Below are 19541 nucleotides of genomic sequence, written 5' to 3' on the forward strand. Positions count from 1 at the left end.
CCCGGCGTTTTTCATGTATAGCGTTCATCGCACCGTTCCAAGGAGTCGTACCGATGGTCAAGCCTTCCCGCGCCCGGATGCGCAGCGCAGTGCTGCTGGGCAGCCTGCTCGCCCTGTTGCCGGCACTGCCGGCACTTGCCGCCGACCCCACACCCGCCACTGAAGCACCCGGTCCGCAGCTGCGTGCCGGCAGCCTGATGCTGATTCCCGCCCCCAGCAATGTGCAGGCCGGCCAGGGCAGCGGCATCACCGTTCGCGCCGACACCGTGCTGCAGGCCGAAGGCGAAGTCGCGCAGCGCGTCGCCAACCAGTTCGCCGACCTGCTGGCCCGCAGCGGCGGTCCGCGCCTTGCACCGGCCAAGGGCAAGGCTGCAGCCAAGACCGGCAGCATCCGCTTCCAGATCGTGCCCACCTTCCGCGACAGCGGCGAAAGCTACACGCTGGAAAGCACCGCAGAAGGCGTGCTGGTGCAGGCCGGCAACGAGACCGGCCTGTTCTACGGCGCGACCACCCTCGCCCAGCTCGCCACCGGCGGCAGTAACGGCGTGCTGCCGGCGGTGCAGATCCAGGATGCACCGCGCTTCAGCTGGCGCGGCTTCATGCTCGACTCGGCGCGGCATTTCCAGAGCCTGGACGAGATCAAGCACGTGCTCGACGCGATGGCCGCACACAAGCTCAACACGTTCCATTGGCACCTGACCGATGACCAGGGCTGGCGCATGGAGATCAAGCGCTACCCGAAGCTGACCGAAGTGGGCAGCTGCCGCCTGCCGGCCGGCGACGGTGGCATCGATCCGGTCAGCGGCCAGGAGCATCCGTACTGCGGCTTCTACACGCAGGACCAGATCCGCGAAGTGATCGCCTATGCCGCGAAGCTGCATATCCAGGTGATTCCGGAAATCGATGTGCCGGGCCACGCGACTGCCGCGATTGCTGCGTATCCGGAGCTGGGCACCATCGATACGCCGTTGAAGCCGATCAGCGAATGGGGCGTGTTCCCCAACCTGTTCAACGTGGAAGACAGCACCGTCACCTTCCTCGAGAACGTGCTGGAGGAAGTGATCGACCTGTTCCCGGCCAAGTACGTGCACGTCGGTGGCGACGAGGCAGTGAAGGACCAGTGGGAAGCTTCGAAGCAGGTGCAGCAGCGCATGCGTGCGCTGGGCATCAAGAATGAGATGGCCATGCAGAGCCACATCATCAAGCGCCTGGAGACCTTCCTGGAGGAACACGACCGGCGCCTGATCGGCTGGGACGAGATCCTCGAAGGCGGGCTGCCGCCCCAGGCCACGGTGATGTCGTGGCAGGGCACCGAAGGCGGCCTGGCTGCGGCCAGCGCCGGCCATGACGTGATCATGTCGCCGGTCGGCTACCTCTATCTGGATTACCTGCAGACGGCCTCGCCGAACGAACCGCCTGGCCGCCCGACCCAGGTCAACCTCGGCAAGCTGTACAACTTCGAGCCGGTGCCGGCCGAGCTGGCCGCTGACAAGCGCGGGCACATCCTCGGCCTGCAGGCCAACATGTTCACCGAGCACACGCGCAGCTACGCACGCCTGCAGCACAACCTGTTCCCACGCCTGGCCGCCGTGGCCGAGACCGGCTGGAGCACGCCGGAACATCGCGATTTCCGCGATTTCCTCGCGCGCCTGCCGTCCCAGCTGCAGCGCTACCGTGCCTGGGGCCTGGCCTATGCGCAGACCCCGTTCGAAGTGGGCGTGGACTACACCGACAATCGCGCGGCCAACACGGTGACGGTGTCGCTGGCCAACCCGCTGGGCTATGAAGTGCGCTACAGCACCGATGGCCAGCCGGTGAGCGCGCAGTCACCGCTGTACCAGCAGCCGCTGACCGGAAAACTGCCAACCACCGTGCAGGCTGCCGCGTTCTACCAGGGCCAGATGCTGGCAGCGAAACCGACCATTGCCACCTTCACCGCACAGTCGCCGCTCAGCCGCCGCAGCGATGAGCTGCTCAGCTGCGTGGGCAAGAAGGGTCTGGTGCTGCGCCTGGAAGACGATGGCCCGCGCGAGGGAACGCGTGCGGTGTTCAACGTGGACATCTTCCAGCCGTGCTGGCGCTGGCCGCAGGCGCAGCTGGACGGTATCGGCAGCGTGGAAGTGCGTGCAGGTCGCATCCCGTATTACTTCCAACTGGCCCACGACGAACCCAAGCGCCGTTTCGAAAAGGCCAAGCGTGCCCACGGCGAGATGCAGGTGCGTCGCGGCGACTGCAGCGGCAAGGTGCTGGCTGAGGTACCGCTGCCAGCCAAGCCGGATGCCGATGGCTTCGTGACGCTGCGTGCGACGCTGCCGAAGGGCACCCAGGGTAACGGCGACCTGTGCATCAACTTCACCGGCGACACGCGCCCGGCGATGTGGGTGCTGGATGAGGTCACGCTGGGGAAGTAATGACAGGTCTGTCATGGTGGGTGCCGACCTTGGTCGGCACCTCGGGCAGCTCATCCACGCATGGCGTGGATCTACTGATTCCATCCACACGCAGCGTGGATCTACCGGTAGGTGCCAACCTTGGTTGGCACGCCTTTACCCGCGCCAGCGCAGCAGCAGGTCGCGCATCGGGGTCAGTGCGGTGGCCATGCCGGCCAGCACGCCAATGGTGTTGGCCAGCGCATCCATTGGGTCGGCCATGCGGTTGCTGGTCAGCGCGCCCTGCGCGAACTCGATGCCGATGCCCATCAGCACCAGGCCCACGCCCACCCACAGCAGCGGGCGGCCCCGACGGAACAGCTGCACCGCGCTGCCGGCCAGGATGAAATAGGCGAGAAAGTGTTCGCCCTTGTCGCTGTTTTCCGGCAACGGAATCGGCGGTGGTGGGATCAGGCAGACCACGATCACCAGCAGTACTGCCACCGCCCACAGCGCGGCCCAGAGCCGGGGCCGCCGCAGCGGCTTGATCACCGGCAACGCGTGGCTCACAGGCGCCAGCTCAGGTCACCCAGCTCGAAGGCCGGCTCGAAATCGACGCCGCGCTGCAGGCCGATGGCCTGGAAGCGTTCGCCCATTTCGGTCGGCAGGGTCAGCTTCTTCACCTGGTCGCGCAGCTGGATGCGGCCGACCTCATCGGTGCGTTCCTCGGCCAGCAGCAGCACCTGGTCCAGGCCGTTGCCAAGCAGGAAACTGGCCTGGCTGCAGTAACCGGCCAGCTCGAAACCGCCGTGCATGCCGGCCTCGGCCATCGCGGTGAAATCCACCGACGCCGTGATGTCCTGCAGGCCCGGCCAGCGATGCACGTCGTTGTGCACGTGGTGGCGGTAGAACGCACGCACGGTGCCATCGTCGCGGTCGTGCTGGTAGAACTCGCCGCGGTTGTAACCGTAGTCGACGAACAGCATCGCGCCACGCTGCAGGCCACCGGCCACCGCCTGCAGCCAGTACGGCAGCTGCGGCAGCACTTCGGAGCGGTAGCCCTCGGCGAAGGGCTTTTCCAGGTAGCGCTCGATGTGGCGTACCGCGCCATTGAGCAGGATGTCGGCCGGCTGCGCGCCGCGGATGAAGTTGCCTTCGGCATCCAGCTCGACGGTTTCCTCATAGACCTCGCCATCCCGGATCAGGAAGCGCGGGGTCGGCAGCGCGTCGATCACCTCGTTGGCAAACACCACGCCCTCCCAGTCCTCCTCGAACGGGCGGTCGACCCAGTCCACGCGCGCCGCCAGCTCGGCCGGCAGGTTCTGCTGCAGGCGCTGCTGCTGGCGCTCGCGCAGGTCGGCGCTGGGTTCAAGGATGGCGTACCGCGAGGGCAGTGCGTCCAGCTCGGCCAGGCGCAGCAGCACCGCCTCGGCGAAGGCGCCGGTACCACCGCCGAGCTCCAGCATGCGCGCCTGCGTACCCAGCTGGGCGAACACCGGCGCCAGCGCATTGGCCACGCTGCCCGCGAACAGGCTGCCGAGCTCGGGCGCGGTGGTGAAGTCGCCACTGCCGCCGAATTTGCTGGCGCCGGCGCTGTAATAGCCCCAGCCGGGGGTGTACAGGCACAGCTCCATGAAGCGGGAGAACGGCATCGCCCCGCCCTGCGCAAGGATTTCGGCGCGCAGGGCGGCCGCCAGCTGGTCGCTGTGGGCCAGGGCATCGGCTTCGGGCAGGGGGAAGGTGGGCTGCATGGCGTCTTCGAATGCGGTGACAATGGTGCACAGGATAGCCGAGCCTTGGAGGACCCTCGATGAGCGACACCCACCCCGTGGTCCTGATCACCGGCAGCGCGCGCCGGATCGGTGCGGCCATCGCCCGCCAGTTCCACGCCTGTGGCTGGTCGGTGGTGCTGCATGCCAACACCTCCAGCGCCGAGCTGCAGCAGGCCGCGTTCGATTTCGACAACGTGCGCCCGGGCAGCGTGCTGGCCCTGCAGGCCGACCTGCGCGACGCCGACGCCCTGGCCGACCTGGTGGAACAGGCGGTCACCCACTTCGGGCGACTGGATGCACTGGTCAACAACGCCTCCAACTTCTTTCCCACCCCGCTCGGCCAGGTCACCGCCGAGGCAATGGACGAGCTGTATGCGGTCAACGCGCGCGCGCCACTGCTGCTGTCACAGGCGGCGGCGCCCTACCTGCGCCGCCAGCAGGGCTGCATCGTCAACCTGACCGACCTGCACGGCACCGACCCGATGCGCGACCACATCGCCTACACCATGGCCAAGGCCGCGCTGGAGATGGCCACCCGCTCGCTGGCGCTGGAGCTGGCGCCGAAAGTGCGGGTCAATGCGGTAGCGCCGGGGGCGATCCTATGGCCGGAACAGGGCAAGGACGATTTCGCCCGCGAAGCGCTGCTGGCACGCACGCCGCTGGCACGGATCGGCACGGTCGAGGAGATCGCCGAGGCGGTCTACTGGCTGGTGGCCGAAGCCAGCTTCGTCACCGGCCACACCCTGCGCGTGGATGGTGGGCGAACGGTCAGTTGAGGTAGTGCCGGCCGCTGGCCGGCAACCTCCGTCATCCGAGGTCCACCACCTCGAACGCCTCGCCAAACTGTCTGTGCGCACGCCACAGCGTGGCCAGGTCCAACCCGCTGACCGGGTCGATGAAGCCCGGCGCGATGTCGGCCAGCGGCTTCAGCACGAAGGCATGCTTCAGCTCCGGGCGCGGAATGCGCAGGTGGCCGGGACCTTCCACCACCAGGTCGCCGTAGAACACTACGTCGATGTCCAGGGTCCGATCGGAGAAGCGCGGCCCGCTGCGGTCGCGCCCGTGCGCGTCTTCCAGCGCATGCAGCCACTCGTCCAGTTCCTGCAGCGGCAGGTCGGTTTCGATCGCCACCGCATTGTTGAGGAAGGCCGGGCCATCGAAGCCGACCGCGGCGGTACGGTAGGCGGGCGACACCTGCAGCGCGCCGAAGCGCTCGCGCAGGGCCGCCACCGCGGCGTGGAGGTAGCGACGGGGCTGGACGTTGCTGCCCAGGCTCAGGAGCACGGTGGTCATGCGGTTCAGGTGACGGCACTTGGGGGGCGTGGACATGCCGTCGTCACGGCGGCCTGCCTACAATCCGGGACGCACATGATAGGGCACCGACATGACCTATTGCGTTGGAATCGAGGTGGACGAGGGCCTGGTCTTCGCCGCCGACACCCGGACCAATGCCTCGCTGGACGATGTGCGCGTGCACCGCAAGCTGCACGTGTTCGAGTACCCCGGCCAGGCAGCCTACGTGCTGATGGCGGCTGGCAACCTGGCCACCACCCAGCTGCTGGTGTCGCGCCTGGGGCGCGATGCCGGCGAACGGCGCACGCCCAACCTGCGCGACATGGCCCATCTGTTCGAAGCCGCCGAGTACGTCGGCCAGCTGCTGGTGGACAGCCAGGTGCACAGCAGCCACAGCGAACACGGCCATGACGGGGTCAACACCCAGGCCACGCTGATCTTCGGCGGCCAGATCGCCGGCGAGCGTCCCGGGCTGTACATGATCTACCCGCTCGGCAACGCCATCGCTGCTTCGCCGGAAACGCCCTACCTGCAGATCGGTGAGTCCAAGTACGGCAAGCCGATCCTCGACCGCATCCTCAGCCCGGCCACACACCTGGAGGATGCCGCGCGCACGGCGATCGTCTCGCTGGACTCCACCATCCGTTCCAACCTGTCGGTGGGCCTGCCGATCGATCTGGCGCTGCTGCGCAACGGCGAGCTGCGCATCGGCCAGCAGCTGCGGCTGGGCGCGGATTCGGCGTTGTATGCCGATATTCACCAGAACTGGTCGCGGCGGCTGGAACAGGCGGTGGACGCGCTGCCGCGGTTCCCCTGGGAAACCCTGGACCGGTAGTGCCGGCCGCTGGCCGGCAACCGCAGTGATCCCACCGCACGGCGATGCCGGCCAGCGGCCGGCACTACCGCGGCATCAGCCCAGCGCTTCGGCCACCGCGCGGAAGACCTGCTGCATCGGCAGCGGCCAATACCAGCCACGCATCTCCAGGGAAACTGGGGACCGGTAGTGCCGGCCGCTGGCCGGCAACCGCAGTGATCCCACTGCACGGCGATGCCGGCCAGCGGCCGGCACTACCGCGGCATCAGCCCAGCGCTTCGGCCACCGCGCGGAAGACCTGCTGCATCTGCAGCGGCTGGAACAGGCTGTGGACGCCCTGCCACGCTTCCCCTGGGAAACTGCCCAGCGGTAGTGCCGGCCGCTGGCCGGCAACCGCGTTGATTCCACCACACAGGCATACCGGCCAGCGGCCGGCACTACCGGGGCATCAACCCAGTGCTTCGGCCACGGCGCGGAAGACCTGCTGCATCTGCAGCGGCTGGAACAGGCGGTGGACGCCCTGCCATGCTTCCCCTGGAAAACTGCCGAGCGATAGTGCCGGCCGCTGGCCGGCAACCGCAGTGATCCCACCGCACGGGAATGCCGGCCAGCGGCCGGCACCACCGCGGCATCAGCCCAGCGCTTCGGCCACCGCGCGGAAGACCTGCTGCATCGGCAGCGGCCAATACCAGCCACGCATCTCCAGGGAAACCGGGGACCGGTAGTGCCGGCCGCTGGCCGGTAACCGCAGTGATCCCACCGCACGGCGATGCCGGCCAGCGACCGGCACTATCGGGGCGTCAGCCCAGCGCTTCGGCCACCGCGCGGAACACCTGCTGCATCTGCAGCGGCTTGTGCAGCACATGCACCTCCACACCGGCCGGGAACGCGTCCGCCGCGACTGGCACCGCCGGATCCTCCAGCACCAGCGCCGGACCGCGGTAGCCAAGCGTGGCCATCTCGCCCAGCAGCTGGCTGGCCGGCAGCAGTTTGGAGCCGGCATCGGCAATCACCAGCGCCGGCATCGCCTCCTGCTGCATCCAGCGCAACGCCGCCGGGCCATCGGAGGCCAGCTGCAACTGGTAACCCTGGCTGGACAGCGCGTTGCCGAGCAGCGACAGGCGTGTGGCTTCGCCGTCAACCACCAGGATCGACTGGCCACTGCCCAGCGCCACCAGCTGCTCGATCGGCTCGCTGCCATCGATGGCCTCATGCATCGGCAGCCGCAGTTCGAAGCAGGTGCCCTGCCCCGGCTGGCTGTTGACGTGGATGCTGCCACCGGCGCCTTCAACGATGCGCTTGCAGGAAATCAGCCCCAGGCCGGTGCCATCGGCCTTGGTGGTGAAGAACGGATTGAACAGGTGCGACAGCGTGTCCGCATCCATGCCGATGCCTTCATCGGCCACGCAGATCTGCATCCAGTCCACGCCATCGCGCTCGCCGGCATGGCTGGCAGTCAGGCTCAGGCGCCCGCCGTTGGGCATCGCCTGGATCGCGTTGAGCGCCAGGTTCAGCATCACCTGCTGCAGTTCGGTGTAGTTGGCGTCGACCACCAGACCTTCGTCCTGCACCTGCAACTCCAGGCGCACCGCATCGGGCACGTTGCTGCGCAACAGCAGCGCCACCGCATCGAACAGGCCATCGATCTCGATGCGCTCGCTGGGCTTGCGCGAGCCGCGCACGAACGACAGCATCGACTCGGCCATCTCGTGGCCACGGCGGCCGCACTCGGCGATGACATCGGCCAGATGGTGCAGCTGCGGATCCTCGGTGCGCGCCTTCAGCAGGTCCGGCATGATCAGCAGCGGCTGCAGGATGTTGCGCAGGTCGTGGCTGAGGCCGGCGGCAAGCAGCGACAGGCTTTCCAGGCGCTGCGCGCGCATCAGTTCGGTTTCCACCCGCGCGCGCTCTATGGCGCTGCGTGCATCGCGGATCGCACGCGCCACCGCCGACGGCAGGCGCGCCGGCAGGTGCTTGATGATGTAATCGTTGGCGCCCTTCTGCAGCGCCGCCACCGCATTCTCCTCACCCATGGTGCCGGAGACGAAGATGAAGGGCACTTCCGGTGAGGTCTCGCGCACGATGCGCAGCGCGTCATCACCGGAGAACCCCGGCATGCTCAGGTCGGACAGCACGATGTCCGGCTGGAACGCGACCAGTGCCTGGCGCAGCTCGGCCTCGCTTTCGACGCGCTCGAAACGGGCCTCCAGGCCCGCGTCGAGCATCTGTTCGGACATCAGCTCGGCATCTTCCGGTGAGTCCTCCACCAGCAGGATGCGCAGCGCCCCCAGGGCGGGACCGGTCAGGGGCATGGGCTCACTCGAGTTCCGGTGCCTGGTTGATCAACGCCCAGAACTTGCCCAGGGTCTGCACCGCGCCGAAGAACTGGTCCACGTCCACCGGCTTGACCACATAGGCGTTCACGCCCATGTCCCAGCTGCGGGCCAGGTCGCTTTCCTCGCGCGAGGACGACAGGATCACCACCGGCAGGCGCTTGAGCTCTTCGTGCTCGCGGATCTGCCGCAGCACTTCCAGGCCATCCATGCGCGGCATCTTGATGTCCAGCAGCAGCACCGCCGGCAGGCCTTCCTCGCCGTTGGCGAAGGCACCACGGCGCAACAGGTAGTCCATCACTTCCACGCCATCCTCGACGTGCACGATGGGGTTGGCCAGACGCGCCTCTTCCAGGGCGTCGATCGCCATTTCGGCATCAGCCGGGCTGTCTTCGGCGAGAAGAATGGTGCGCAGAGTGGTCATGCAGAAGGCCCTTGTTTGTCCGCGTCGATCGCGGGAGGCAGGTAGAAGTGGAAGGTGGCGCCGACGTCCGGTTCGGCCTCGGCCCAGATACGGCCGCCATGACGGGTGAGCACGCGGCGCACGCTGGCCAGGCCGATGCCGGTACCCGGGTAGTCGCTGGCCTTGTGCAGGCGCTGGAAGACACCAAACAGCTTGCCGGCGTAGGCCATGTCAAAGCCTGCACCATTGTCGCTGACCGTGAACTGATGACCGCCGTCAGGCTGCGGCTGGTAGTCCACGCGGATCTTCGCTGGTTCGCGGTTGCCCGAGTACTTCACCGCGTTGCCGAGCAGGTTCAGCCAGACCTGGCGGATCATGTTCTCATCGCCCACCACGATCGGCAGCGGCGCGATGCTCCACTCCACGTGGTGCGCATGGCCGCTGTTCTCGGCCTCGGCCTGCAGGTTGGAATCGAGCATGGCGCGGGTATCGGCCACCAGCGACTGCATGTCCACCGCCTGCTGGCGCATTGCCGCACGGCCCAGCCGCGAGTAGACCAGCAGGTCGTCGATCAGTGCCGCCATGCGCCGCGCCGAACTGGAGATCACCTCCAGGTAATGGCGGCTCTTGTCATCGGCGGCGTCGCCCAGGTGGCGCGACAGCTTGTCGGAGAAACCGGCCACGTGGCGCAGTGGTGCACGCAGGTCGTGCGAGACCGAGTAGCTGAAGGCTTCCAGTTCCCTGTTGACCTCGGACACCTGCGCGACCTTGCCTTCCAGCTGGCGGTTGAGCTCTTCAACGCGCAGCTGGACTGCGCGTTGCATGGTGACATCGCTGACTGTCAGCAGCACCACTTCATCATCGGTATCGGGCAGCGGCATGCGCCGTGCGTTCAGCAGCATGTAGCGCGCCATGCCGTCGGCGGTGCGCTGTTCGTGCTCGAAATCCCACAGCTCGCGGCCGCGCAGCAGCACGTCGGACAGGCGTTGGCGCACGACGGCGTCCTTCCAGGCGCCGTCGCCGACGCTTTCCAGCAGCAGGCCATCGGCGCGTTCGTCCTGCAGCCCGTACAGCTCGGCGAAGGCGGGGTTATGCAACTGCACGCGCAGGTCGCGGTCGAGCAGCACGATGGGTTCGCGCACGGTCTGCAACACCGATGCCGCGCGTGCCGCCGAGCGCAGCGATTGGCGTTCGGCGTGCAGGCGCCGCCCGATCTGCCGCTGCAGGAGCCAAAGCACCAGGCCAAGCAGCGCCAGCTGGATCACCAGCGAACTCCACGACACCAGCTCGGTCTGCTTGCGCTGGCGTGCGGCCTGCTCGGCGCGCTGTGTCAGCAGCTTCTGCTCGCTCGCCTGCAGTTCCTCCACCAGGCCACGGATCGGATAGCGCGTGCTCAGGTCCTGCACCAGCTCGCGCTGATCACTGTTGGGTTCGGACTTTGCCAGTTCGCGGGCAAGCGCCATGCGCCCTTCCAGCATCGACTCGATACGGCCGATGCGGATCAGCTGCTCAGGATTGTCGCGGGTCATCCGGCCCAGTTCAGCCAGGCGACCGGGAAGGTCATTGGCTTTGGCCATGCGCTCGCGCAGGCCAGGCGCATCCACACCCTTGGACAGGGTCAGCGCAGCCGATTCGACATCGCGTACATCAGCCTGCAGCTGCTGCAGGGCCACACCCACGGCCTGGGTATGATTGACCCAGGCCATCGCATCTTCGCTGTCCTGCTGCAGTTGGCGCAGGGTCAACCACGGCACCACGATGATCGCGGCGGCGGCCAGCGCCAAGGCCGGCAACCGCCAACGGTCCCAGATGTCATCACTGAAAACCAGCGCCATAGTTCCTCGTCAGCACAGCCGCGGAGCGTAGGCCGATACCGGCCCGGCTGCGGCGGAACGGGCAATATAGCGCAGGCGGTCACAACTCTGGAGTTTCCAGCCTGGTTGGCTGAACGGGTTGCGGAAACCCACGGTAGAGCCGGGACGTGCTCGGCTGCAACCCAAAGGGCAGTCGAGCAAGCTCGACTCTACCCAGGCAGCGGGCGCCCCATGCGGGGCGCCCTCCGGGGTCAGCGCTTGGCAGCAGCGCTGACCTTCAATGCAGCGGCATCGACGCGGGTCACGCCCTTGATGCCCTTGGCGGTGGTGACCGCCTTGTCCTTCTCGGCCTGGGTGGCCACGGCACCACTCAGGCTGACCACGCCGTTCACGGTTTCCACCTTGATTTCAGTGCCCGGAACGTTGCTGCTGGCCAGCAGATCGGCCTTCACCTTGGTGGTGATCCAGGTATCGGTCACCGGCTCGTTGGAGTCATGGCGATCAGCATGGGTTGCCGGATGGGTGCTGGTCGGCGGGCTCTTCGCGGCCGGGTCCTTGGCGAATGCAGCCGAGGAGGACAGCGCCAGGCCCAGGGTCAGGGCGGAAGCAATCAGCGTGCGGGTGGTATTGCTCATCGTGTCGTACTCCTTCGGGATGTGCTGCCAGTCTGGACAAGCCGCCGTAGAGCAGGCGTGGCGTTGCGGTCATGCCGCTGTGAATCGAGGCGATTCCAACGGCAACGGTTCAGTTTTGGCCTGTACGCAGGTGTCGTTTACCCTGCCCTTCCCCATTGCCGGAGCCGTCTCATGCGCCCCGACCTGCAACTGGCCCTGATCGGCTACGGCCTCGCCGGCCGCGTCTTCCACGCGCCGCTGATCCAGCACACGCCCGGCCTGGTGCTGCACAGCATCGTCAGTTCGCAGCGCGACACGTTGCTGCGCGCGTTCAGCGACGTGCACGTGCGCGCCACGCCGCAGGAGGTGTTCGACGACCCGGCGGTGGACGCGGTGGTGATCGCCACTCCGAACGCACAACACGCACCGCTGGCGATCGCGGCATTGGCCGCGGGCAAGCACGTGCTGGTCGACAAGCCGTTCGCGCTGGATGTCGCTGAAGCCGAAGCGGTGCTGGCTGCGGCACGTGATGCCGGACGCATCGCGACCGTGTTCCAGAACCGGCGCTTCGATGCCGACTTCCTCACCCTGCAGGCGCTGCTGGCCGAAGGCACGCTCGGTAACGTGGCCGAGTGCCATGCGCACTTCGACCGCTACCGGCCGCAGGTGCGCGACCGCTGGCGCGAGCAGGACGGACCGGGCAGCGGCCTGTGGTACGACCTCGGACCGCACCTGCTGGACCAGATGCTGGTGCTGTTCGGCTGGCCCGAGGCCATCGATGCCGATCTGGCCGTGCAACGCGAAGGTGGCAGCGGCATCGATTACTTCCACGCGGTACTGCACTACCCGAGGCATCGCGCGATCGTGCATGCCGGTTCGCTGGTGGCGGCCCCCACGCCGCACTTCAGTGTGCATGGCAGTCGTGGCAGCTGGATCAAGCATGGGCTGGACGTGCAGGAGGCACAGCTGCGGCGCGGTGTTGGGCCAGGAGCGCCAGGCTGGGGCATCGACCCACGGCACGGCGAGCTGGTGCGCTGCGATACTGAGGACAATGTGCAGCGCAGTACCGTGGACAACCTGCCGGGCGACTACCGGCGGCTGTATTCGCAGTTCGCGGCGGCGATGCACGGCGATGGCGAGCCGACGGTCAGCCCGGTGCAGGCACTGCAGCTGATGCGGTTGCTGCAGGCCGGCATGGACAGCGCGCGCGAAGGGCGGCGGGTTCAGTTGGGGTGACCGGCAGGGCTGCGCCCTGCACCTGCCGAATCAACGGCAACGTCAACGTCAAAGGCAAGCTATCCGTGTGATGGCGGGGTGGGTCCGGTTGCGGGGGACGCCGTAAATACGTCCCTGTAGGCTCGGTCGCGCCATCCATGGCGCTCACGCCCCCGCAACCGGACCCACCCCGCCTTCGACAGATTCCCGCGCCCGACGGTAGGTGTCGACCTTGGTCGACACATCCACGCCATGCGTGGATGACGTGGAAACGATCGGAGAACGCTTTTGTAGAGTCGAGCCATGCTCGACTGGCTGCAAGGGGTCAGAGCCCTTTCCTGCGGAAAGGGCTCCGACCCCACCGCGGTGCTTACGATTTCTTGATGGCGTGGCCGCCGAATTCATTGCGCATCGCCGACAACAGGCGGTCGGTGAACGAATTCGATTCGCGCGAGCGCAGGCGTTCCAGCAGCGACAGGGTGATCACCGGTGCCGGCACATCGAGCGCGATCGCTTCGGCCACGGTCCAGCGGCCTTCGCCGGAATCCTCCACGTACGGGGCGATGCCATCCAGCGACGGATTGCGCTTGAGGGCTTCAGTGCTCAGGTCCAGCAGCCACGAACGCACCACGCTGCCGTGGCGCCACACCTCGGCCACCTGGGCCAGGTCCAGCTCCATCTCCTGCTTGCGCTCCATCAGCGCGAAGCCTTCGGCATAGGCCTGCATCATTCCGTACTCGATGCCGTTGTGGACCATCTTGGTGAAATGGCCGGCGCCGGACGGGCCGACACGCGCCCAGCCGCGGTCTTCGGCCGGGGCCAGCGTGCGCAGCAGCGGTGCGATCTGCTCCACCACCGATGCTTCGCCACCGACCATCAGGCTGTAGCCTTCCTGCAGGCCCCACACGCCACCGCTGGTGCCGCAGTCGACGTAGTCCAGATCGTCTTCGGCCAGTGCCTTGGCGCGACGGATCGAGTCCTGGTAGTTGGAGTTGCCGCCATCGATGACGATGTCACCCTCGGCCAGGTGCGGGGTCAACTGGCCCAGGGTCTGGTCGACGGTTTCGCCGGCCGGCACCATCAGCCACACCACGCGCGGTACCGGCAGCGCGGCAACCGCGGCGGCCAGCGAATCAACCACTTCCAGGCCGGCCTCGGCAGCGCGCTGGCGGGCACCCTCGCCCGGGTCGTAGCCGACCACGCGGTGGCCGCCGCGATGCAGGCGCTGGGCCATGTTGGCGCCCATGCGGCCGAGGCCGATCATTGCAATATCCATTGTTTCACCTTCAGTTGGGGTCTAGGGTCAGGCTGCCTGGCCTGCCGGTAGCCGCGCAGTGGCGCAGCTGCGCCTCGCGCCAACGCCGGTAGAGCGTGGTATGCAGATTGTGCACCGCCAGGTCGATCGAAAACGGCGTTCGCGGGTTGCGATCGAGCAGGCGGGCGATGTGGTAGCCGATGGGACGTATACCGCGTGGATGCACATAGATCACGAACTGCTGGTAGAACGGATCGTCCAGCAACTGGTCCATGCGTGCCAGCGTGTCGTGGTAGCGCGGTTCCAGCCGTGCACGAAGGTTGGGATCGCGCTCGAACAGCAGGCGCTCGAAGTAGCGCTGGCCGATGCGCGGGATACCCTGCGCGAGTTTCCAGAGTTCGACATTGCGCTGGTCGTACCAGGCCAGCCCACCGTGCATCGCCAGTGCCTGCGCAGCGTCTGCGCCCACGTCGGCTACCACGAAGTTCTCGGCCTGGTTGCTCAGGTCGTCCAGCGTGCCTTTGTCGTACACATGTTCGATGAAACCGGGCACGCCAACGAAGGCCTGCCGCCCCATCGCCGAGGTGCGCACCGCCTTGCCATCGGCGAAGAAATCGCCGGCATGTGCGCCGAGCAGGATGCTGTCGGTCTCGTGCAGGGCGAGGAAGGTGCCGATCGACAGTTCATCCGCTGCGAACTCCGTATCGAACGCGGCATCACCATAAAGTTCTCGTTGCGTGGCCAGCTGCGCGACCTGGCGGCCGACCCCGCATTCGGCACGCACGGCACCGCTGTAGAACGCCTCCAGTGCATGACTGTTACCCGCGCTCGGCACGAAGCCACGACCGAAACTGCGTGTGCGCTGCCAGCCTTGCGCGCGTGGGCCCTGCAGGCCGAAGCCGATCCAGCCCAGCTGCGGGCCGGAGAAGCGGAAGGTGGGGTTGTCCTGCAGTGCCGAAGCCGCACGTTGCGTGGCCGCGCCCAGTTCGAAGGCATAGGCGCAGACCGTGGCTGGATCGTCCAGCAACTGTTGCAGCAACGCCTGGCGTGCTGCAGCGGACATTCCGGCCGGCCACCCCACGCGCAGATCGCCTACCGCCTGTGCTTCAGCCAGCGAGGCACGTGTACACACCGGGCCGCCGTGCACCTGTGGTGCACCGGCCGTGACCTCGTCAAAGCGCCATCCCAGCCGCTGCAGCAGGCCCTGCGTGCAGTCCGGCGTTGCGGACGCAATGCCCAGCGCGGGCATCAGCAGGAGTGCCACACCCATCAACCTGCCGCGCACGATCACCCTTGATCCGTGCTGCGGGCCGGTGCGGGCTCGGACGATGCAGGCTCGGGCGGTGCGAGCGCAGGCGGTGCGGGTTTGCCAGCATCCGCAGGCAGGTACTGTTGCAGGCGCTGGAAGAAGCGCTGATAGAACCCGGCATCGGTGACGGTGCTGCTGGCCACTTTCACCAGCGAATCGTCATTGCTGCCGAACGGCAGCGACACCGAGCCCAATGCACCCACGCCCACGCTGGCCGACGTCGGGCTCTTCTTCAACGCATAGCGGTCCTGCACCGCGCTGACGAACACCAGCGTCTGGCTGCCACGCGGCGCGCAGGAGATGCGCAGCACCAGCTGCTCGTGGTCGTCCTCGCGTGGCTGGAAGTTCTTGTTGCCTTCCACCTGCGCTTCGTCGGAGCGGGCGATGGCGTAGCCCTGGCTGAGCAGGGTGCGCCGCGCGGCCTCGCAGGCGTCACCGGGGCGGCCATCGACGGTACGCGAGAAGGTGTCGCCGGAATCAAAGGATTCGCGCAGCAACGTACTGTCGGCGGCGCGGCCACCACAGGCCGACAGGATCAGGGCGCTGGCGAGCGCCACGGCAGCACTGGAAAGACGGGAGGCCCGCATGGGTACTCCTGCGAGGACGGTACCGCCAAGGGTAGCCCTGCGGCCGTGTGCGGCAGGTTGAAACCGGCGTGACCGAGTCACCCCGTTGCTGCCGGTTCATGCACAGAAAAGGGGACGGAGGGGATTAAGTCGTTTGTGGCACTTCGCTCGCCGGGCATGGCCCGGCGCTACCGTGAACGAGGTCCCCAGACAGAAAGGGGCCGGCAATGCCGGCCCCTCGGGTATCACATGCCGTCGCCGGCTCAGTCCGCCCAGCGACCAGCGCCGGTCGACTGCGGCAGCACCTGCGCCGACAGCGGGCGATCATTGGCCAGCAGGTTCACCGCATCGGCCAGGATCGAGGCCGACTCGCGCAGCAGCGGGTCCGGACGCTTCTCGGCAGCCTTCTCGCGGGCGGCATCCTTGACGATGTCGCGCTCGTTGCCAGTCAGGCCGTCGTCGTTGCTGTCATCGGCCAGCGGGTCCAGGGCCAGGCCCAGCTCCTTGCGCATCGCCTGGCGCTCCTTGCGCTGGGTGTCCTGGCGCTCACGCTCGGCGCGGCGGGTGGCCTCGTTGAGCGAGATGTACTTCTTCGCGGCCTCGGTGCGGAACTGCTGCACGTCCTCGTTCCACCACTGGAATTCCTTGTCGGCGGCGATGCGCGCGTCATGGCGGGTTTCCAGCTTCGGCAGCAGCGGCGCGAAGTTGCCGTACTGGGTGTGCGGCACGGCAGCGATGCGGGTCCACGGCAGCGCGTTGTCGTAGGTGCTCTCGCCGAACTCGGTGGCATCGACGCTGGCCGGGAAGGCCAGGTCCGGCACCACACCCTTGTGCTGGGTGCTGCTGCCGCTGATGCGGAAGAACTGGGCGATGGTCAGCTTCACCTGGCCGAAGCGCTGGGTCTCGCCACTCGGCCAACGGTCCAGGTCGACGATGTTCTGCACGGTGCCCTTGCCGAAGCTGGTCTCACCGATCACCAGGCCACGGCCGTAATCCTGGATGGCACCGGCAAAGATTTCCGAAGCCGAGGCCGAACCGCGGTTGATCAGCACTGCCAGCGGGCCGTCCCATGCCACGCCCTGGTTGCGGTCGCTGTTGACGGTGACGCGGCCACCGGACTCCCGCACCTGCACCACCGGGCCCTGCTCGATGAACAGACCGGTCAGTTCAATGGCTTCATCCAGCGAACCACCACCGTTGTTGCGCAGGTCCAGCACCACGCCGTCCAGCTTGTCGTTCTTGAAGCCGGCCAGCAGCTTGGCCACGTCGCGGGTGGCCGAGGCGTAGTCGGCCGCGTTGCGGCGACGGCCTTCGAAGTCCTGGTAGAAGGTCGGCAGCTTGATCACGCCGACCTTGCGCGCCGGCTCGCCATTGGCGGCCGGAATGGTCATGGTCTCGCCCTTGGCGGCCTGTTCGGCCAGGCGCACCTTCTGGCGGGTCAGCACCAGGGTGTGGTGCTTGCCGTCGGCGCCCTCAGCAGCCGGGATGAACTCCAGCTTGACCTGGGTATCCTTGGCGCCGCGGATCTTGGCCACGACGTCGTCGATGCGCCAGCCGATCACGTCCTCGACCAGGCCGGACTTGCCCTGGCCGACGCCGACGATACGGTCACCCGGCTTCAGCGTGCCATCCACTGCGGCCGGGCCACCGGCGATGATCTCGCGGATCACCACCACGTCGTCCTGGCGCTGCAGCTGCGCACCAATGCCTTCCAGCGACAGCGACATCGCCTGGTTGAAGTTCTCGGCGGTGCGCGGCGTGAAGTAATCCGTGTGCGGGTCAACGGCGCTGGTGTACGAGTTCATGAAGAACTGGAAGACGTCTTCGCCCTTCAGTTCATTGACCGACTTCTCCAGCGTCGCGTAGCGCTTGTCCAGCGTCTTGCGGATGTCGTCCGGCTTCTTGCCGGCCAGCTTCAGGCGCAGCCAGTCGTTCTTGACCGACTTGCGCCACAGCTCATCCAGCTCTGCACTGCTGGCCGCCCACGGCACCTTCTTGCGGTCGTATTCGAAGCGCTCGTCGGTGGTGAAGTCCGGCTCCTGCTTGAGCAGCTTGCGCGCGTAGGCCACACGTTCGCCGACGCGCTGCTTGTAGACCGCGAACACCTGGAAGGCCGGCTCCAGCTCGCCGCCACGGATGGCCGAGGAAATGTTGGCTTCGAACGGCGCGAAGCGCGCCACGTCAGCCTGGGTGAAGTACTGCTTGCCGCCGTCCAGCGTCTCCAGGTAGCGCTTGAACACGTCCTTGGAGGTGGCCTCGTCCAGCGCACGCGGGCGGTACGCGTAGCGGCTGTCGGACAGCAGGCCGTACACCAGCTTGGAGGTGGTCACCTGATCGGCGGTTGCCGCAGCGGGCAATGCCGGCGAATCGGCCTTGGCCGCCAGCGCCAGCGGCGCGACCAGCGCCAGGGCCATCAGGAATGCGGGGGCTTTGAATTTCATTGACGTGCTCGAAGGCGCCTTGCCAAGGGGGAGACTGCGGGGTGTTAAGACACCACGACAGTGCCGAAAGTTGCCGGGTTTGTCACCCGGCCGCGCTCGGTGGAAAACCAGCCTAGCCGGGCCGGTGTAGCAAATTGTGAATGGCTGAAGAGCGGCGCACCCAGCGGCGCCGTCTGTCCGGTTGCAGAGGGCATGGGGTTGCAAGCCCCCTGAGTCAGGGGGCGGCCGCGAAGCGGCGGGGGTGTGGGTGGTGGTAAGCCGGGGCCCACGGTGTGCGCAGCGCAGCGTGGGAAGCGGTAGCGCGCATCGCGCAACCGCTTATCGGACGCCGGCGCCCTTGGCCTGCACGTCGGCGTGGTACGACGAGCGCACCATCGGGCCGGAGGCCACGTGGCTGAAGCCCAGCTCGTAGCCGTAGTCTTCCAGCGCCTTGTAGTCCTCGGGGGTCCAGTACTTCAGCACCGGGTGGTGGTGCGCGGTCGGCTGCAGGTACTGGCCGATGGTGATCATGTCCACGTCGTGCGCGCGCAGGTCGCGCAGGGTGGCCTTGATCTGTTCGAAGTCTTCGCCCAGGCCCAGCATGATGCCGCTCTTGGTCGGCACGTCCGGGTGCTGCGCCTTGAAGTTCTTCAACAGGTTCAGCGACCACTGGTAGTCCGCACCCGGGCGCACGTTGCGGTACAGGTCCGGCACGGTCTCGATGTTGTGGTTGAACACATCCGGCGGGTTCTGCGCCAGGATCTCCAGCGCGCGCTCCATGCGGCCCTTGCCGCGGAAGTCAGGGGTCAGCACTTCGATGCGGGTGCCCGGCGACTTCTCGCGGATGGCGCTGATGCAGTCGACGAAGTGCTGGGCACCGCCGTCGCGCAGGTCGTCGCGGTCGACGCTGGTCACCACCACGTACTTCAGCCCCATGTCGGCCACGGTCTGGCCGAGGCTGGCCGGTTCGTTGGCATCCGGCGGCTTCGGGCGGCCGTGGGCCACGTCGCAGAACGAGCAGCGGCGGGTGCAGACTTCGCCGAGGATCATGAACGTTGCCGTGCCGTGGCCGAAGCACTCGTGGATGTTCGGGCAGCTGGCTTCCTCGCACACCGTCACCAGGCGGTTCTCGCGCAGCTTGGCCTTCAGGTTCTGCACCGCATTGCCCGAAGGAATGCGCACGCGGATCCAGGACGGCTTGCGCAGCACCGGCGCGTCGGCGAACTGCACCGGCGAGCGGTTGATCTTGTCACCGCCCAGCTGCTTGACCCCGGCCTGCAACGGCGCGGCGGACGGAGAGTCGCCCTGCACGATCTGCAGGGGAATGGAACGGGCGGTGGTTTCAGTCATGGCAGTTCCGGGGG

At 67.3% G+C, this 19541-nt stretch carries 16 protein-coding genes; 4 read left to right on the forward strand and 12 right to left on the reverse strand.

What is annotated here, in order from left to right:
* Positions 1–53 precede the first annotated feature (53 nt).
* Positions 54–2411: a beta-N-acetylhexosaminidase gene (locus tag ACSYS9_RS20715; RefSeq protein WP_071229510.1), complete on the forward strand. Its 2358-nt coding sequence runs from the start codon at positions 54–56 to the stop codon at positions 2409–2411.
* Positions 2412–2546: 135 nt separating this feature from the next.
* Here the strand turns inward: ACSYS9_RS20715 and ACSYS9_RS20720 are convergent, their stop codons facing one another.
* Positions 2547–2939 carry a membrane protein gene (locus ACSYS9_RS20720; RefSeq protein ID WP_049421371.1) on the reverse strand — a complete coding sequence of 131 codons (393 nt, stop codon included), beginning with the start codon at positions 2937–2939 and terminating at the stop codon, positions 2547–2549.
* Complete coding sequence (locus tag ACSYS9_RS20725; protein ID WP_071229509.1) at positions 2936–4120, reverse strand: class I SAM-dependent methyltransferase; 1185 nt, start codon at positions 4118–4120, stop codon at positions 2936–2938. The genes ACSYS9_RS20720 and ACSYS9_RS20725 overlap by 4 nt, the downstream gene beginning before the upstream one ends.
* A 59-nt stretch (positions 4121–4179) precedes the next feature.
* Between ACSYS9_RS20725 and ACSYS9_RS20730 the strand changes: the two genes are divergently transcribed.
* Positions 4180–4917, forward strand: a complete 738-nt coding sequence (locus ACSYS9_RS20730; RefSeq protein ID WP_024957037.1) for a pteridine reductase — start codon at positions 4180–4182, stop codon at positions 4915–4917.
* Between the two features lie 31 nt (positions 4918–4948).
* On the opposite strand, the gene folK is transcribed toward ACSYS9_RS20730, so the two are convergent.
* Positions 4949–5434 carry a 2-amino-4-hydroxy-6-hydroxymethyldihydropteridine diphosphokinase gene (gene folK, locus ACSYS9_RS20735; RefSeq protein ID WP_049421374.1) on the reverse strand — a complete coding sequence of 162 codons (486 nt, stop codon included), beginning with the start codon at positions 5432–5434 and terminating at the stop codon, positions 4949–4951.
* A 91-nt stretch (positions 5435–5525) separates the two neighbouring features.
* Here folK and ACSYS9_RS20740 point away from each other — a divergent pair, with 91 nt between their 5' ends.
* Positions 5526–6269 (forward strand): 20S proteasome subunit A/B, encoded by a 744-nt coding sequence (locus tag ACSYS9_RS20740; protein WP_071229508.1) that lies wholly within the window; start codon positions 5526–5528, stop codon positions 6267–6269.
* Between the two features lie 779 nt (positions 6270–7048).
* Here the strand turns inward: ACSYS9_RS20740 and ACSYS9_RS20745 are convergent.
* The 4 genes from ACSYS9_RS20745 to ACSYS9_RS20760 all read right to left on the reverse strand — a co-directional run bounded on the left by ACSYS9_RS20745 (position 7049) and on the right by ACSYS9_RS20760 (position 11433).
* On the reverse strand, positions 7049–8560 hold the full coding sequence (locus ACSYS9_RS20745; protein ID WP_071229507.1) for a hybrid sensor histidine kinase/response regulator: 1512 nt from the start codon (positions 8558–8560) through the stop codon (positions 7049–7051).
* A gap of 4 nt (positions 8561–8564) precedes the next feature.
* Positions 8565–9005 (reverse strand): response regulator, encoded by a 441-nt coding sequence (locus tag ACSYS9_RS20750; RefSeq protein ID WP_071229506.1) that lies wholly within the window; start codon positions 9003–9005, stop codon positions 8565–8567.
* Positions 9002–10819 (reverse strand): sensor histidine kinase, encoded by a 1818-nt coding sequence (locus ACSYS9_RS20755; protein ID WP_071229505.1) that lies wholly within the window; start codon positions 10817–10819, stop codon positions 9002–9004. Before ACSYS9_RS20755 ends, ACSYS9_RS20750 begins: the two co-directional genes overlap by 4 nt.
* A 230-nt stretch (positions 10820–11049) precedes the next feature.
* On the reverse strand, positions 11050–11433 hold the full coding sequence (locus ACSYS9_RS20760) for a BON domain-containing protein (protein ID WP_006470382.1): 384 nt from the start codon (positions 11431–11433) through the stop codon (positions 11050–11052).
* A 171-nt stretch (positions 11434–11604) separates the two neighbouring features.
* Between ACSYS9_RS20760 and ACSYS9_RS20765 the strand changes: the two genes are divergently transcribed.
* Entirely contained in the window at positions 11605–12648 is a 1044-nt protein-coding gene (locus ACSYS9_RS20765) for an oxidoreductase (RefSeq protein WP_071229504.1), read from the forward strand.
* Between the two features lie 349 nt (positions 12649–12997).
* Here the strand turns inward: ACSYS9_RS20765 and gnd are convergent, their stop codons facing one another.
* The 5 genes from gnd to lipA all read right to left on the reverse strand — a co-directional run bounded on the left by gnd (position 12998) and on the right by lipA (position 19527).
* Positions 12998–13903: a phosphogluconate dehydrogenase (NAD(+)-dependent, decarboxylating) gene (gene gnd, locus ACSYS9_RS20770; protein WP_071229503.1), complete on the reverse strand. Its 906-nt coding sequence runs from the start codon at positions 13901–13903 to the stop codon at positions 12998–13000.
* A gap of 10 nt (positions 13904–13913) precedes the next feature.
* On the reverse strand, positions 13914–15152 hold the full coding sequence (locus ACSYS9_RS20775) for a hypothetical protein (RefSeq protein WP_071229535.1): 1239 nt from the start codon (positions 15150–15152) through the stop codon (positions 13914–13916).
* 17 nt (positions 15153–15169) lie between these two features.
* Positions 15170–15778 (reverse strand): DUF2242 domain-containing protein, encoded by a 609-nt coding sequence (locus tag ACSYS9_RS20780; protein WP_032130308.1) that lies wholly within the window; start codon positions 15776–15778, stop codon positions 15170–15172.
* A 242-nt stretch (positions 15779–16020) separates the two neighbouring features.
* Positions 16021–18198, reverse strand: coding sequence for a carboxy terminal-processing peptidase (locus ACSYS9_RS20785; protein WP_032130309.1), 2178 nt, complete (start codon positions 18196–18198; stop codon positions 16021–16023).
* Positions 18199–18516: 318 nt separating this feature from the next.
* The gene (lipA, locus tag ACSYS9_RS20790; protein WP_071229502.1) at positions 18517–19527 is read right to left on the reverse strand and encodes a lipoyl synthase; all 1011 of its coding nucleotides are present in this window, start codon (positions 19525–19527) and stop codon (positions 18517–18519) included.
* Between the last annotated feature and the right edge of the window lie 14 nt (positions 19528–19541).

Source organism: Stenotrophomonas sp. STK17_22 (assembly GCF_051983905.1).
Lineage (GTDB): Bacteria > Pseudomonadota > Gammaproteobacteria > Xanthomonadales > Xanthomonadaceae > Stenotrophomonas > Stenotrophomonas maltophilia_A.

What these genes read in the sequence shown, in the direction of transcription:
- ACSYS9_RS20715 (WP_071229510.1), top strand. Translation starts at nt 54, where the DNA reads ATGGTCAAGCCTTCCCGCGCCCGGATGCGCAGCGCAGTGCTGCTGGGC.
- ACSYS9_RS20725 (WP_071229509.1), bottom strand. Translation starts at nt 4,120, where the DNA reads ATGCAGCCCACCTTCCCCCTGCCCGAAGCCGATGCCCTGGCCCACAGC.
- ACSYS9_RS20730 (WP_024957037.1), top strand. Translation starts at nt 4,180, where the DNA reads ATGAGCGACACCCACCCCGTGGTCCTGATCACCGGCAGCGCGCGCCGG.
- folK (WP_049421374.1), bottom strand. Translation starts at nt 5,434, where the DNA reads ATGACCACCGTGCTCCTGAGCCTGGGCAGCAACGTCCAGCCCCGTCGC.
- ACSYS9_RS20740 (WP_071229508.1), top strand. Translation starts at nt 5,526, where the DNA reads ATGACCTATTGCGTTGGAATCGAGGTGGACGAGGGCCTGGTCTTCGCC.
- ACSYS9_RS20745 (WP_071229507.1), bottom strand. Translation starts at nt 8,560, where the DNA reads ATGCCCCTGACCGGTCCCGCCCTGGGGGCGCTGCGCATCCTGCTGGTG.
- ACSYS9_RS20750 (WP_071229506.1), bottom strand. Translation starts at nt 9,005, where the DNA reads ATGACCACTCTGCGCACCATTCTTCTCGCCGAAGACAGCCCGGCTGAT.
- ACSYS9_RS20755 (WP_071229505.1), bottom strand. Translation starts at nt 10,819, where the DNA reads ATGGCGCTGGTTTTCAGTGATGACATCTGGGACCGTTGGCGGTTGCCG.
- ACSYS9_RS20760 (WP_006470382.1), bottom strand. Translation starts at nt 11,433, where the DNA reads ATGAGCAATACCACCCGCACGCTGATTGCTTCCGCCCTGACCCTGGGC.
- ACSYS9_RS20765 (WP_071229504.1), top strand. Translation starts at nt 11,605, where the DNA reads ATGCGCCCCGACCTGCAACTGGCCCTGATCGGCTACGGCCTCGCCGGC.
- gnd (WP_071229503.1), bottom strand. Translation starts at nt 13,903, where the DNA reads ATGGATATTGCAATGATCGGCCTCGGCCGCATGGGCGCCAACATGGCC.
- ACSYS9_RS20775 (WP_071229535.1), bottom strand. Translation starts at nt 15,152, where the DNA reads ATGGGTGTGGCACTCCTGCTGATGCCCGCGCTGGGCATTGCGTCCGCA.
- ACSYS9_RS20780 (WP_032130308.1), bottom strand. Translation starts at nt 15,778, where the DNA reads ATGCGGGCCTCCCGTCTTTCCAGTGCTGCCGTGGCGCTCGCCAGCGCC.
- ACSYS9_RS20785 (WP_032130309.1), bottom strand. Translation starts at nt 18,198, where the DNA reads ATGAAATTCAAAGCCCCCGCATTCCTGATGGCCCTGGCGCTGGTCGCG.
- lipA (WP_071229502.1), bottom strand. Translation starts at nt 19,527, where the DNA reads ATGACTGAAACCACCGCCCGTTCCATTCCCCTGCAGATCGTGCAGGGC.